Raw genomic sequence first — 14,074 nt, forward strand, 5'->3', positions numbered from 1 at the left:
ATCAATCCGCTCGACTTGCATGTATTAGGCACGCCGCCAGCGTTCGTCCTGAGCCAGGATCAAACTCTCCGATAAAAGTTTGAATAGCTCTTTAAAAATAAATCTAGAATTAACGTTGACGTATTGTCTTGTTTTGTTCAGTTTTCAAGGTTCAATATTTCGTTAGGCTCTCTTGAGCACCTCTTAAATATAACATTTTTCGATATGAAGCGTCAAGCTTTTTTTGAAATTTGTTTCTCGCCTTGTTTTGGCGACAAGGAATATAATAGCATCTTTCACTAATGAGCGTCAATACTATTTTTGCATCTTTACTAATTATTTCAGAAAGTGCTTTTGTTTCTGCCCGATTCCACTCTATTAAGAAGGAGAGATTTAGTGAAGTGCGAATAATGGGTAACGAGTTTCACCCTGATTTTTAAAAAAGGTGTGGCTTCCTTATAAGAAAACCACACCTTCTACCACTCATTTCGAAATGCTTTCCAATACACTCTGTCGCTGGTCCCTGCTTACTGCCCCGCATCCTGATTTACATGTTTTATTTAAAGCACATGTTCCGCATTTGCCTTGGCGGCTTTTCTTAAAGAAGGAAAAGACCATCCAAGTGGCATATCCAAAGATGAGAAGTCCAATAATTATACTGAAAATCATGATAGAACCTCCTATCAGAAAATGAACTGACCTACCCTGTATACGATGAAAGCTACAATATAGGCGACTACAAAAGAATAGACAATCGATAACAGGGTCAACTTCATACTCCCTGTTTCTTTCTTCATGATGGCAACCGTTGCTAAGCAAGGTGTATACAACAAAATAAAGACTAAGAACGTATAGGCAGCGAGCGGCGTGTAGAATTGAGGTAGTAAATGGGCCAATGTCTCCCCTGCCGGAACATGATATAGAATATTCATGGTCGAAACAACGACTTCCTTCGCTAAGAACCCAGTGAATAATGCAGATACCGCTTGCCAGGAAGCAAAGCCGAGCGGTGCAAAGACGGGCGCAAATACTCCACTGACGATCGCCATAAAGCTTTCGTCAATCGGCACACCCGCTCCGTTCGGTCCTAAATAGGAAAAGAGCCAGATAAATACCGTTCCCCCAAAGATAAATGTACCCGCTTTACGCACAAACCCTTTTCCCTTATCCCATGTACTCCTTACTAGCTGTAAAGGCTGTGGGACGTTATATGGAGGAAGCTCCATAACAAAATAAGATTTCTCATTTTTTAAAAACAAGGAAAAGACCTTGGCTACCAAAATGGCTACAACGATCCCTAACACGTAGAGGGATAACACGATAATAGCTTGATGCTCACTAAAGAATGCTGCAACAAACAAAGCATAGACAGACAATCTTGCAGAACAAGACATGAATGGTGAAATAAGGATGGTCAAAAGCCTCTCTTTAGGCTGCTCGATCGTACGCGCTGCCATGATGGAAGGTACATTACATCCAAATCCAATGATCAACGGAATGAACGCTTTCCCATTTAGCCCAATGAATTCCATCAGTCTGTCCATCACCACTGCCACACGGGCCATATACCCAGAGTCCTCCAATAAAGAAATAAAGAAGAACAGGATAAAGATTTGCGGAACGAATACAAGCACTCCACCGACACCGGCGATGATTCCTTCTAGGATGACAGCCTTGATGAATGGCAAGGCATTCACTTGATCCAATAGATATTGGGCACCGGTTGTCAACGGCCCGGCAAAAAAGGAATCAAGGGCATCTGAGATCGGTGTTCCCAGCCAACCGAATGTCAATTGAAAGACGACAAGTAAGACTAATAGAAAGAACGGGATTCCAAATACCGGGTGTGTGGCAATATGATCGAGCCAGGCAGTCAGTGGAAGACTGTCCTGTTTCTTTTCTTCTTTTGTTACTTGAACGACGATTTTTTGAATAAACGACTTCCGTGTGGCATAAAGTGCTTCCTCAAGGAATTGTCCAGCCTCTTTTATAAGAAGAGCTTCTGCCTGTTTTTTCACCGCCTGCATACCGGAATACGATTCGTCCAACGTCTGCTGAACCAGCTCATTCCCGATGAGATACTGAATTGCCACCCAGCGTTTTTTCAGATTTCCTTCTTTTCCCATCAGCAAGAGAAGCCTGGAAATGGCTTCTTCCACAACTGGACCATAATCAATGGTAAAAAGAGAAGCCTGTTCAATGGGGCGTTCCCGGAAGAGTTGAATGATCTCATTGCAGCCCATGCCTTTTCGGGCGATGGTAGAATAACTCTTCACCCCTAAAAGCTCTCCCAGAAGCTGCACATTCACCTTGATCCCACGCTTTTCCGCAAGGTCCATCATATTAAGGACAATCGCAGTCGGAAGATTCGTCTCCAGTAATTCAATTGTTAAATACAAACTGCGTTCCAGCTGATTGGCATTCACGATATTAAGGATTTGCCCAGCTTCTTCCTGCAATAGTGCCATCGATGCCACTCGTTCATCATGCGACAGGGGGTTGAGTGAATATACACCGGGTAAGTCAATTAACGATTGATCAGAATCCTTGATCCGACCAACCTTTTTCTCTACTGTCACTCCACTCCAGTTGCCGACATATTCATATGATCCGGTAATCTGATTAAACAAAGATGTCTTACCGGTGTTGGGATTTCCCAAGAGTGCCGTCTCCATTATATCCGTGCCCCTTTAATGCAATCTGTATCTTTTCTCCGGATCCCCACACGCTGACCTGAGCATTCCAACAGACACGGGCCACCAAACAGACAATAACGGATGACCTTGACCTTACTGCCTTCACATACTCCCATATCCTTTAATCGACGCTTAACAAATGGGTGAAGCTCTGTTAAGTCTATTATTTGAAAAGTTTCATTCCTTTGGATCTGACTTAGGTTCATGGTGTATCACCTCATATATTTGAATCGATACTGATATTCATTATCATTTATAATTCAATTTTAATAGAATTCAGCTAATTCGTAAAGGGAAGAATGAATCGCTTTCCAGTTTAAAGGGGATCGAAGGGGGCTTATAGAAGAGTATGATAGAGAAAGTTGAATCGAGAGAGGAGAATGAGATGTGAAAGAAGTTACTCGTGCAATTCAGGATGACTATCCCGATGATTTTTCGTGGTGTTACGGTTGTGGCCGACTAAATAAAGAAGGGCATCATTTCCGCACAGGAGTTGATGGCAATCAAACCGTCACCATCTATACACCAAAGCCGGAACATACTGCTTTACCGGGTTATGTGTATGGCGGGTTGATTGCTTCTTTAATCGACTGTCACGGTACCGGTTCAGCGGCAATCGCTCTTCACCATAAAAATGGCGGGGAGATCGGGGACGGTCAGGAACCTCCCCGCTTCGTGACGGCTTCCTTGCAAGTTGATTTCATGAAACCGACTCCACACAATGTTCCATTAAAAGCAGTAGGAACCGTTCACGAGGTTCATCCGAAGAAGTTTAAAGTGGAAACAGAAGTGTTCGCAGAGGGGAATCTATGCGCACGAGGAGAAGTAGTGGCGGTTGTTATGCCAAAGACATTCGTCAAATAAAAAGCAGTCAAGACCCGGGTAACCTCCACCTGGATCTTGACTGCTTTTTCAATCATCTTTGACGATTATAAAATCCACATCTGAATCACCGTAAGTCCCACTACCCCGGGAATACCTAATATCCCTGAAATAGATGAGGTGGCGACATTAATCGGAACATGAATTCCGTACTGACTTCCAAAGGCGTTCAGGAAAAATAAAAAAAGCGCTCCGATCATGACCTTCATGGCGACTTGTCCAACAAACCTTAGTGGCTTGATGGGTGTCCCCGTCGCTAACAGCAGTACGATCAGGCCACTGATCACCGCTATGACGATAACTGGATTCATACCCTTCTCTCCTCTCAACAAAGAACATATTTAGTCTCTTATTGAAAGGATATGATGGTTGTCTACCTTTTTATGACGATCTTTCTATGTTTCGCTTCTCTAAAAAGAAAAAAATATTTGGCTTCTGCAATTTCCGAATGACAATGGATGTTCAAATTATAATCCACACTCATCTCTTCTATGGAACGCTGCTGATTCCAATGATCCTTTGTTTCGTCTAAAACGTGAAGTAAGGATTGGTCATACTCTTTTTTCAGCTTTCCTTTTTTCCTGAAAAACATAGGTATCCTCTCCTTCGTTAAACGTCTCTTCTTCCTTCTAAGGCTTTCGATAACGTTACTTCGTCTGCGTACTCGAGGTCTCCGCCGACAGGAAGTCCGTGGGCGATCCTTGTGATCCGGATACCGGATGGTTTAACGAGTCTCGAGATGTACATGGCTGTCGCTTCCCCTTCGATGTTAGGGTTGGTTGCCAGGATGACTTCCTGGACTTCATCATTTTGAAGACGTTTGATGAGGTCAGGTACATTAATGTCTTCAGGTCCGATCCCGTCCATCGGGGAGATGGCTCCATGAAGCACATGATATTGTCCGTTATATTCTTTCATCTTCTCCATCGCAATGACATCCTTGGGATCCTGCACGACACAGATGATGCTGCGGTCACGTCTTTGATCCTCACAGATATAGCAGGGATCTTGATCCGTTATGTGCCCGCAGACGGAGCAGTAACTCAAGTTACGTTTTGCATTGACCAGTGCTTTCGCAAAGTCCAATACGGTATCCTCTTTCATACTGAGAACAAAAAAAGCCAGGCGGGCCGCAGTTTTCGGCCCGATTCCCGGCAGTTTCATAAAGCTGTCGATCAGCTTTGATATAGGCTCAGGATAATGCATATTTTTGCCTCCTAGAACATTCCCGGTAGGTTCATTCCTTTAGTGAACTGACCCATGGTTGAGTTCGTTAGTTCGTCCGCTTTCTTCAGTGCATCATTAGTCGCTGCAAGAACTAGGTCTTGTAACATTTCGACATCATCCGGATCAACCGCTTCTTCATTGATTTTCACATCAATGACTTGTTTGTGACCGGACACGATGACTGTTACCATTCCGCCGCCTGCTGTTCCTTCGATTTGCTTTTCACCCAGTTCTTCCTGAGCTTCAGCCATCTTCTTTTGCATTTTTTGCATTTGCTTCATCATGTTTTGCATATTTCCATTTCCACGCATCATCATCATTACCTCCAGTTTATTATTGAAAAAATATTAATCGTTAAGTTCTATTAAATCCATACCGACAAGCTTTTCAGCTTCCGTTAAGAGAGAATCTTCTTCTTGATCCCCGCCGGGTGAATCTCCATCCTCTGGTTTCGAGTTCCGGATGAAGTCTTCCCTTATGGACATCCACTGATCTTCAGGAATTCCAATAGCCGCATAGCTATTTCCGGTTAACTCTTCCAAAATGGAAGCAATGGCTGAAGTAAAAGCTTGATTCTCCATTGCCATCTGACAATGGATATCATATTTGAATTTTAACACAAATGAGCCATTTGTTGCTGCTACAGGTTCAGCATCATTCAATAATGCCGACTGCGAACGCATCTGACGCTGATTTAAGGTTTCCACCATGTCTCCCCAGCGGCTCTTGATAAGATTTAGATCTTCTTTCGTAGCCGTCCGGAGTACTTCTTGAATCTTACCGGTAGGGGCACGGAACCCTTTCTTTGCCCTTATCGGCTTTTTGGCAGCCTGTGCAGCAGGCTCCGCTTGAACCTTGACTCCATTTGCCTTCAGCTGTTCGACCTCTTTTTCAAGAAGGTTGATCTTTTTCATCAAATCATTTACTTCCGGTGAAGAAGCCGATACCGGCGCTTCCATCTGACAAAGCTTAACGATGGAAACCTCCAGGTATATCCGGGCATGGTTCGTAAACTTCATTTCCTGACCGGCCTGATTCAGGACGTCAATGTACTGATAAATCTGTTCCGGCTGAGTACGCTCTGCCAATTCTTTGAAATCATCGTCGAGCATCACTCGTTCCAGTGATTCTTCAAGGTTCGGGGCTGTCCGGTATAACAACATGTCCCGGAAATAAAGGATGAAGTCTTCTGCGAACCTTGCAGGGTCCTTCCCTTGAAACAGGAGCTCTTCCAGGGCCCCTAAACCAGTTGTTACATCTCGTTCTAAGATAGCTTTTGCCAGGGTATTCAAGTAACCTTGAGAAACGGCTCCCGTTACCGTCAAGGCATCGTCGACTGTGACCCGACCCTGACTGAAGGAGATCGCTTGGTCGAGAAGACTGAGAGCATCACGCATTCCGCCCTCGGCTGCCCTTGCAATGATCGTCAGGGCATTTTCTTCAAAATCCACACCTGATTCTGTCGCAATATGACTCATTCTTCCCACAATATCCATGGCGGTGATCCGTTTGAAGTCAAATCGTTGACAGCGCGAAATGATTGTCAGGGGAATCTTATGGGGCTCGGTCGTCGCCAGGATGAATATGACATGTTTAGGCGGCTCCTCCAATGTTTTCAGAAGCGCATTGAATGCTCCGATGGACAACATATGGACTTCATCGATGATGTAGACTTTATACTCGACAACGTTTGGAGAATATTTGACTTTATCCCGGATGTCCCGGATCTCCTCCACCCCGTTATTGGAGGCAGCATCGATTTCTATGACATCAGGGATCGAACCGTCCGTGATCCCTTTACACGCATCGCACTCATTACAAGGTTCCGCTACAGGTGTACGTTCACAGTTAACGGCTTTTGCCAGGATCTTCGCTGCGCTCGTCTTTCCTGTTCCTCTTGGTCCCGAGAATAAATAGGCATGGGAAATCTTCTGATGAAGGAGGGCATTTTGCAACGTTTTCGTTACATGCTGCTGTCCAACTACATCAATAAATGACTGAGGACGCCACACACGATATAAAGCTTGATATGCCAAAATACTCCCCCCTCTTTTATGTACTATAGTGTTTCTATTATAACGTAATGTAAATCCCTTTTACAAAGAAAACCGGAGATCAATTTAAACCTTTGCACAAACAAAAAACTCATCCGGAAATGGATGAGTTGTTGTATATAATTGAAACTGCCGTGCACCTTTCGTCGACAAGCATCCATAGGCGTTACTCAAGCAGTTAGCTCGGCCCAGGCAACCCTGCGGCACATGGGAGCTTCCACTTAATGCTGCTTCCTTCCGGACCTGACATGGTTCATGGATTCCCATTGCGCAGGACCCAGGCGTCAACACCACTTACTTGAGGCAGGCCCTACAGAGTGCGAGCCTCGGAAAGGAATTCGGTCTCGCTGGAGCGGATTGCGAGTACAGGGCACCGCTACCTCCCCACCTAGCACGGCAAAATTGATACCATATTTAGTTGCGTCATTAGTGCGACGCAAGATTAAGTATACTAGGATATACGGTAAAAAGCAATGATGGAATGATGTAAGTTATTTACAGATCATCCATCCCCATCTTCTTCTCCCTCTTCTTCCGCTCCCTTAATCCTTTGAAAAATCGGGAAAGGATTCCACCGCACTCTTCCGACAACACTCCAGGCACTACTTCACACTGATGATTGAACCGGTCATCCTCAAGTAGATTCATTAATGTTCCAGCACAACCCGCTTTCGGATCCTTTGCCCCATAAACGACTTTCTCGATTCTCGAAAGGAGGATGGCGCCGCTGCACATGGGACAAGGTTCAAGCGTGACATAAAGTTCCGCTCCTTCGAGACGCCAAGTGCCAAGTTTTTCACAAGCCTCTTGAATGGCCAGTGTTTCAGCATGGGTGATGGCGTTTTGGCTCGTTTCCCTCAGATTATGAGCCCGGGCGATGATTTCGTCATCCATGACAATCACCGCCCCAATCGGAACTTCCTGGATGGCCGCTGCTTTCTCTGCTTCTTTCATTGCTTCTTTCATAAATCGTTCTTCTCTCATACCCATCATGTACTCCTGTAAATTTATTTCTCAATCCTTTATAAAATATGCCGATTCACACCAAACTATAGTAGAAAGGGGCTTTCACATGATACCTAACGATACTGCTCTCCTCGTCATCGATATTATGAATCCGTTCGACTTTAAACACGGGGAAACCCTGGCACAACACACCTCAAGGATTGTCGATCCCATTAACTCCCTGCGTCGCTATTGCATGAAACATCAGCTTCCTACCATCTATATTAACGACCATTATGAGCTTTGGAAAGCAGATTACAAAGAGATATACAAAAAGTGTCATAACAAAATGAGCGATAGCATCATGACACCTCTCCAACCGATGGAAGACGATTACTTTCTTATTAAACCGAAGCACTCTGCCTTTTATGGTACGGCATTAAACACGCTTCTTCACCACTTATCCGTCAAGAACCTGATCATAACAGGGATTGCCGGCAATATATGTGTACTCTTCACAGCCAACGATGCCTATATGAGAGAGTTTAACCTGATGGTTCCTGGTGACGCCATCGCTTCTGTCAGTGAAGAAGATAATCTCTACGCCTTGACGATGATGAAAAACGTATTAAAAGCAAAAATTGATCCTACCGGCAAGATTTTATAAAAATTCTAACAGAAAACATATTCAACCCTCCCTTTTCATACGCTGATTATAGTGAATGAATTAGAGGAGGGTCTGTTTATGCAAATCCATGTTGTCCAGCCGAACCAATCTTTATTTGGTATCGCTCAAGCGTATGGATCAACAGTTAACGATATAGTGGATGCAAATAAATTGCCGAACCCAAATAACTTAGTGATCGGCCAATCACTGGTCATCCCGATTATAGGAAGTTTTTATTTTGTTCAACCCGGGGATAGTCTTTGGGGCATCAGTCAAAAGACGGGCGTCCCTTATCAAGAACTGGCAAGGGTGAATGGAATCTCTCCTAATCAGCCTCTACAGGTGGGGTTTCGTTTATACATCCCCCAGAAACCTAAGGTGAAAGCTGAGTTTAATGGCTATGTTGAGCCATACGGTAAGGAAGTGGCCGCGAACCTTGAACAAAGCGCCAAGGAAGCTGCCCCCTACCTCACATATCTCGCTCCTTTCAGTTTTCAGGCGAAGCGGGATGGCACTTTGAAAGAACCTCCCCTCGGAAACCTCATTCAAACGGGGAAAGACAATAATAATGTCATGATGATGGCAATCACCAACCAGGAAGAAGGGACATTCAGTGATGAACTGGGCAGAATTCTATTAACTGATCAGAACATCCAGAATAAGTTTCTGGATAACGTTGTCCAAACCGCTAAGAAATATGGATTCAGGGATATTCATTTTGACTTTGAGTACTTGCGTCCACAGGACAAAGAAGCCTACAACCAATTTTTACGAAAGGCAAAACAGCGCTTCAATCAAGAAGGTTGGCTGCTTTCAACCGCCCTTGCCCCGAAGACCAGCGCCGATCAAAAAGGGAAATGGTATGAAGCCCATGATTACAAAGCCCACGGTGAAATTGTCGACTTCGTGGTCATCATGACGTACGAATGGGGTTACAGTGGTGGTCCCGCCATGGCAGTGTCCCCTATCGGACCGGTTCGGGATGTTCTTGAGTATGCTGTTTCCGAGATGCCTCCATCCAAGATTCTCATGGGGCAGAATTTATATGGATATGACTGGACACTCCCCTTCGTACAGGGAAGTACAGCTAAAGCCATCAGTCCTCAACAAGCAATCCAGATAGCAGCTGATAATAATGTCAAAATCGATTATGATCAAAAAGCGCAGGCACCATTCTTCAAGTACCGTGATGCAAGCACCGGAAAAGATCATGAAGTTTGGTTTGAAGATGCACGTAGCATCCAGGCTAAGTTCGACCTCATGAAAGAATTGAAATTGAGGGGGATGAGCTATTGGAAGCTTGGTCTCTCTTTCCCTCAAAACTGGCTGTTAATTTCCGACAATTTCAACGTTGTAAAAAGATAATTTATAGAAGCTGATGGATGGGTAAATCTATAAACACCTATCCATCAGCTTTTTATGTGCGTCTTCATAAAACTCCCTTACAGGAAGCCGATATAATGAAGGTGATGTGTTTTCTCTATCACAGAAAATATCCTGAACAAACCATCCATATATTGTGTTACAATAATTCCTGTCGTAATTTTTCACACTATATACGAGAAAAGATTGCCGTAATATGAGGAGGACAATTAATGGGGCGCATTCCTTTCATTACCGTTGAAGGCCCGATTGGAATAGGAAAAACCTCTCTTGCAAAAGCGATTTCCGATCATTTTCAATTTCACCTGCTTAAAGAAATCGTAGATGAGAACCCATTCTTAGATAAGTTTTATGATGACATTGAAGAGTGGAGCTTTCAAACAGAGATGTTTTTCTTATGCAATCGATATAAACAATTAGAAGATATCGAGAAACACTACTTATCTCAGAACAAATCTGTCGTTGCAGATTATCATATTCTTAAAAACATTATCTTCGCAAAACGCACGTTGAAGGATGAACAACAATTCAAGAAATACCTCAACATCTATGACATCCTGACTTCAGATATGCCGAGACCCAATGTGGTCATTTACTTGAACGCGAGCTTAGATACGCTCCTGAAGCGCATCGAAAAAAGAGGACGTGATTTTGAAAAGAAAATCAGCCCCCTTTACCTAAAGCAGCTATCACTTGATTATGAAGAATACATGAATACATTCGAAGAAACACACCCGGATATCCCTGTTCTTCGCTACAATGGCGACCACGTAGACTTCGTTCAAAACAAAGAGGATCTAGATCATATTCTTACTCAATTAGAAACTACACTGAAAAAAGGAGTTCACTATCATGAATCTTCGCACTAAATACGGGATCCCGAACAATGCCGTGATTACCATTGCCGGAACAGTCGGTGTCGGGAAATCCACCATGACAAACGGATTGGCGAACGCTTTGGGCTTCCGCACGTCATTTGAAAAAGTGGATACGAATCCATATCTCGATAAATTTTATCAGGATTTCAAAAGCTGGAGTTTCCATCTTCAAGTCTACTTCCTGGCAGAACGCTTTAAAGAACAGAAGAAAATATTTGAATACGGTGGCGGCTTTATCCAAGACCGCTCCATCTACGAAGATACAGGCATATTTGCCCGCATGCATTATGAAAAAGGGAATATGAGTGAAATCGACTATGAAACTTATACAAGCCTTTTCGATGCCATGGTCATGACGCCGTACTTCCCACACCCTGACCTGTTGATTTACCTTGAAGGATCCATTGATAACGTCGTGGATCGCATCCGTGAGCGAGGTCGCCCGATGGAACAGCAAACGCCTGTTGCTTATTGGGAGGAAATGCACGAGCGCTATGAAAACTGGATCAATTCCTTTAACGCATGTCCCGTCCTCAGACTCGACATCAGCGAATACGACCTCGTCAACGACCAAAACTCCATCGAACCAATCGTCGAAAGAATCGGCTACTTCATAGAACAGACGAGAATGTTAAAAAGCTAATAAAGAAAAGACTACTCTGCAGTAAGAGTAGTCTTTTTTTGATGTAGCGACGAGTCGGATGCTTACAACCCAGTCATTTTCTTTTGAATGCAGAAGAAATGAATTATTAGTCGATGTTCTTTGCCTTTACTGATTTTCAAAAACTATTTAGCTCTGTCAATAATTGCTACTATAGAGAGTGAGGGGAACTGCGTAGACTCCTACGGAAAACGGGCGCGCCGAGACCCCGGAAGCGATCTGTGCTGAGGAGGCTCGGCCGAACGTCCGTGGAAAGCGGAGCAGTTCCCCTCACTCTCCGGCACACCCTCAATGACAGAGCATTTGCAAATCATAGTCTGTGTAAGAATATCGACAAATTAAGAAAGAACCAACAAGGTCTAAAAACAACACCCATCCGTTTATTTCCATTCAAAAAGAGGTATAGGTAGTAACAAATAATCGATTAAGGGGATGAAGAGATGATGGAATCGAAACAAACATATTTTGTTGATATCAGCAGTGGGGATATTCTGCAGGATCCGAATCAAAACGCCAGTCCGAGCTTTCGGATATTCGCAACCCCTACAGAGGTGAACGAGCTTAAAATGCTCTTTAACGATAACTATGATGACGACATGTCGACCATGAGACGGGCCCAGGTTCCATTCCGCCAGTATCATAATTCACCAGAAGATAATCATTATGATCAATCGATGAGGGATATTTATGCGAAGATCTACCTACTGGGGGATAAAGAAGCACGCAGTCATATTACAGCGATCGGTGTACTCGAAAAGACGTCCGATCACCATGTAAGAGAAGACATAGAGAACCTTAAGTAAGAGGTACCAGGTCCTTTGACATGGGGATAAAACAAAAAAATTCGTTACATAAAATGTAACGAATTCTATCTCCAAAGTTTATGCGCGATGGTTATAAAAAAATCAATGGAGGAGGAAGGGGGATTCGAACCCCCGCGGGCTGTTACACCCCTGTCGGTTTTCAAGACCGATCCCTTCAGCCGGACTTGGGTATTCCTCCGTATCGACAAGAATTATAATAACATGGTGTATAAATGGAGTCAAGCATATTTCATAAAAAATCAAAAGAAGTCTCACGGTTTAACGCGAGACTTCTTTTTGTTGGTTTAAAGAGCTTATTTAATGACTTCCACTCCACCCATATATGGACGAAGGGCTTCTGGTACGATGACACTGCCATCTTCCTGCTGGTAGTTTTCCAGGATTGCGGCTACTGTACGTCCGATTGCTAAACCAGATCCGTTTAACGTATGCACATGTTCAGGTTTCGCGTTAGGCTCTCTTCTGAAGCGGATGTTGGCACGTCTCGCTTGGAAGCTTTCAAAGTTACTGCAAGAAGAAATCTCACGGTACGTCCCGTAACTTGGAATCCAGACTTCAATATCGTATTTCTTGGCTGCAGTAAAGCCCAGGTCCGCTGTACACATAGATAATACGCGGTATGGAAGGCCGAGGAGCTGAAGAACTTTTTCAGCGTGACCCGTCAATTTCTCTAACTCATCATAAGAGTCCTCAGGCTTCACAAAGCGCACTAGCTCGACTTTGTTGAACTGATGCTGACGGATTAACCCTCTTGTATCACGTCCTGCAGATCCAGCTTCAGAGCGGAAGTTGGCGCTGTATGCCACATAGCTTACAGGCAGCTCGTCAGCCTTCAGGATTTCATCACGATGATAATTCGTTACAGGCACTTCTGCCGTAGGAACCAAGAAATAGTCTTCGCTCTCGATTCTGAAAGCATCCTCTTCAAACTTTGGAAGTTGACCTGTCCCTGTCATACTCGCCCGATTCACAAGGAATGGAGGAATCATTTCCGTATAGCCATGTTCATCCATGTGAAGGTCCATCATGAAGTTGATAAGGGCTCTTTCAAGTCTTGCACCAAGGCCTTTATAGAAAACGAAACGGCTTCCTGTCACTTTCCCTGCCCGTTCGAAATCAAGGATTCCAAGGTCCGTTGCCACATCCCAGTGAGGCTGTGCTTCGAAATCAAATTCCCTAACCTCTCCCCATTTACGCGCTTCAACATTATCATCTTCTGTTTCCCCGACAGGTACCGTTTCATGGGGGATATTTGGAATAGAAAGAAGGATGCGCTCAAGCTCCTCTTCGATGCCTCTTAATTCCTCATCCAATTTTTTCACCTTGGCACCGACTTCACGCATTTCCAAGATCATATCCTGAGCATCTTTTTTCTCTTTTTTCAGCTCGGCAATTTGTTGAGATACTTCATTACGCTTGCTCTTTAGATCTTCACTTTCCACAAGGAGCTCTCTTCTTCTTTTATCAAGCTCTTCAAACTTACCGAAGTCCTCCAGGTTCTCACCACGGTGTTGAAGTCTTGCTTTTACATCTTCCAGATTGTTACGTAAATACTTAATGTCTAACATGCATGTTTCTCTCCTTTTTTATAAAAAAATAAAAAACCCCCATCCCTGGTAAAAGGGACGGAGGTTTCCGCGTTGCCACCCTAATTGAAGACACTCTCGCATCTTCCTCTTAAGAGATGGTAACGGAATCACCGAAAATACCTACTTCATTCAGTACTTCACTCAAGGATGGATTCGTAAAGCTCCTGCATCGATTCTCACCGGCCATCGACTCTCTTTAGCAAGCCTTCTTTACTACTATTTCCTATCAACGATTTAAATTTTTATTGGTTATTTCATAATCTACTACAATGTTTTCCATTTTGCAATA

16 protein-coding genes, 1 tRNA gene, 1 rRNA gene, 1 other RNA gene and 1 other annotated feature are annotated in these 14,074 nt (G+C 43.8%); of the genes, 6 read left to right on the top strand and 13 right to left on the bottom strand.

Annotated elements, in window-relative coordinates; all coding sequences use genetic code 11:
* From ACSQ2E_RS00005 to ACSQ2E_RS00020, 4 genes are all read right to left on the bottom strand, one after another.
* Positions 1 to 75, bottom strand: a 16S ribosomal RNA gene (locus tag ACSQ2E_RS00005); the annotation flags it as partial.
* 387 nt (positions 76 to 462) lie between these two features.
* On the bottom strand, positions 463 to 648 hold the full coding sequence (locus ACSQ2E_RS00010) for a FeoB-associated Cys-rich membrane protein (RefSeq protein WP_435988804.1): 186 nt from the start codon (positions 646 to 648) through the stop codon (positions 463 to 465).
* A 14-nt stretch (positions 649 to 662) separates the two neighbouring features.
* Complete coding sequence (gene feoB, locus ACSQ2E_RS00015; RefSeq protein ID WP_435988805.1) at positions 663 to 2,654, bottom strand: ferrous iron transport protein B; 1,992 nt, start codon at positions 2,652 to 2,654, stop codon at positions 663 to 665.
* Positions 2,654 to 2,881 carry a FeoA family protein gene (locus ACSQ2E_RS00020; RefSeq protein ID WP_435988806.1) on the bottom strand — a complete coding sequence of 76 codons (228 nt, stop codon included), beginning with the start codon at positions 2,879 to 2,881 and terminating at the stop codon, positions 2,654 to 2,656. The genes feoB and ACSQ2E_RS00020 overlap by 1 nt, the downstream gene beginning before the upstream one ends.
* 181 nt (positions 2,882 to 3,062) lie before the next feature.
* On the opposite strand from ACSQ2E_RS00020, the gene ACSQ2E_RS00025 reads away from it, so the two are divergent.
* Positions 3,063 to 3,539: a PaaI family thioesterase gene (locus ACSQ2E_RS00025; protein ID WP_435988807.1), complete on the top strand. Its 477-nt coding sequence runs from the start codon at positions 3,063 to 3,065 to the stop codon at positions 3,537 to 3,539.
* Between the two features lie 65 nt (positions 3,540 to 3,604).
* On the opposite strand, the gene ACSQ2E_RS00030 is transcribed toward ACSQ2E_RS00025, so the two are convergent.
* The 7 genes from ACSQ2E_RS00030 to tadA form a co-directional block, all read right to left on the bottom strand.
* Entirely contained in the window at positions 3,605 to 3,868 is a 264-nt protein-coding gene (locus tag ACSQ2E_RS00030; protein ID WP_435988808.1) for a pro-sigmaK processing inhibitor BofA family protein, read from the bottom strand.
* Positions 3,869 to 3,930: 62 nt separating this feature from the next.
* Entirely contained in the window at positions 3,931 to 4,149 is a 219-nt protein-coding gene (locus ACSQ2E_RS00035; RefSeq protein ID WP_435988809.1) for a YaaL family protein, read from the bottom strand.
* A 17-nt stretch (positions 4,150 to 4,166) separates the two neighbouring features.
* Positions 4,167 to 4,763, bottom strand: a complete 597-nt coding sequence (gene recR, locus ACSQ2E_RS00040) for a recombination mediator RecR (protein ID WP_435988810.1) — start codon at positions 4,761 to 4,763, stop codon at positions 4,167 to 4,169.
* 11 nt (positions 4,764 to 4,774) lie between these two features.
* Positions 4,775 to 5,101, bottom strand: a complete 327-nt coding sequence (locus tag ACSQ2E_RS00045; RefSeq protein WP_375162873.1) for a YbaB/EbfC family nucleoid-associated protein — start codon at positions 5,099 to 5,101, stop codon at positions 4,775 to 4,777.
* A 30-nt stretch (positions 5,102 to 5,131) separates the two neighbouring features.
* A complete protein-coding gene (gene dnaX / locus ACSQ2E_RS00050; RefSeq protein ID WP_435988811.1) occupies positions 5,132 to 6,820 on the bottom strand; it encodes a DNA polymerase III subunit gamma/tau in 1,689 nt (562 codons plus the stop codon).
* Positions 6,821 to 6,970: 150 nt separating this feature from the next.
* Positions 6,971 to 7,235: signal recognition particle sRNA large type (gene ffs / locus ACSQ2E_RS00055), an RNA gene on the bottom strand.
* Between the two features lie 98 nt (positions 7,236 to 7,333).
* Entirely contained in the window at positions 7,334 to 7,822 is a 489-nt protein-coding gene (tadA, locus tag ACSQ2E_RS00060) for a tRNA adenosine(34) deaminase TadA (protein ID WP_435988812.1), read from the bottom strand.
* 88 nt (positions 7,823 to 7,910) lie between these two features.
* Between tadA and ACSQ2E_RS00065 the strand changes: the two genes are divergently transcribed.
* From ACSQ2E_RS00065 to ACSQ2E_RS00085, 5 genes are all read left to right on the top strand, one after another.
* Positions 7,911 to 8,450, top strand: coding sequence for an isochorismatase family cysteine hydrolase (locus tag ACSQ2E_RS00065; RefSeq protein WP_435988813.1), 540 nt, complete (start codon positions 7,911 to 7,913; stop codon positions 8,448 to 8,450).
* A 78-nt stretch (positions 8,451 to 8,528) separates the two neighbouring features.
* Positions 8,529 to 9,815, top strand: coding sequence for a glycosyl hydrolase family 18 protein (locus tag ACSQ2E_RS00070; protein ID WP_435988814.1), 1,287 nt, complete (start codon positions 8,529 to 8,531; stop codon positions 9,813 to 9,815).
* Positions 9,816 to 10,045: 230 nt separating this feature from the next.
* On the top strand, positions 10,046 to 10,702 hold the full coding sequence (locus ACSQ2E_RS00075; protein ID WP_060675048.1) for a deoxynucleoside kinase: 657 nt from the start codon (positions 10,046 to 10,048) through the stop codon (positions 10,700 to 10,702).
* Positions 10,686 to 11,354, top strand: a complete 669-nt coding sequence (locus ACSQ2E_RS00080; protein WP_044340684.1) for a deoxynucleoside kinase — start codon at positions 10,686 to 10,688, stop codon at positions 11,352 to 11,354. The genes ACSQ2E_RS00075 and ACSQ2E_RS00080 overlap by 17 nt, the downstream gene beginning before the upstream one ends.
* Before the next feature lie 458 nt (positions 11,355 to 11,812).
* Positions 11,813 to 12,175: a hydrolase gene (locus tag ACSQ2E_RS00085; RefSeq protein ID WP_435988815.1), complete on the top strand. Its 363-nt coding sequence runs from the start codon at positions 11,813 to 11,815 to the stop codon at positions 12,173 to 12,175.
* Positions 12,176 to 12,281: 106 nt separating this feature from the next.
* Here ACSQ2E_RS00085 and ACSQ2E_RS00090 read toward each other — a convergent pair.
* Together ACSQ2E_RS00090 and serS are read right to left on the bottom strand one after the other, a co-directional pair.
* Positions 12,282 to 12,374, bottom strand: a tRNA-Ser gene (locus tag ACSQ2E_RS00090).
* A gap of 115 nt (positions 12,375 to 12,489) precedes the next feature.
* Complete coding sequence (gene serS, locus ACSQ2E_RS00095; protein WP_435988816.1) at positions 12,490 to 13,764, bottom strand: serine--tRNA ligase; 1,275 nt, start codon at positions 13,762 to 13,764, stop codon at positions 12,490 to 12,492.
* A gap of 50 nt (positions 13,765 to 13,814) precedes the next feature.
* Positions 13,815 to 14,024, bottom strand: a binding site (T-box leader).
* Positions 14,025 to 14,074 lie beyond the last annotated feature (50 nt).

The organism is Rossellomorea sp. LjRoot5, from assembly GCF_964253455.1.
Classification (GTDB): domain Bacteria; phylum Bacillota; class Bacilli; order Bacillales; family Bacillaceae_B; genus Rossellomorea.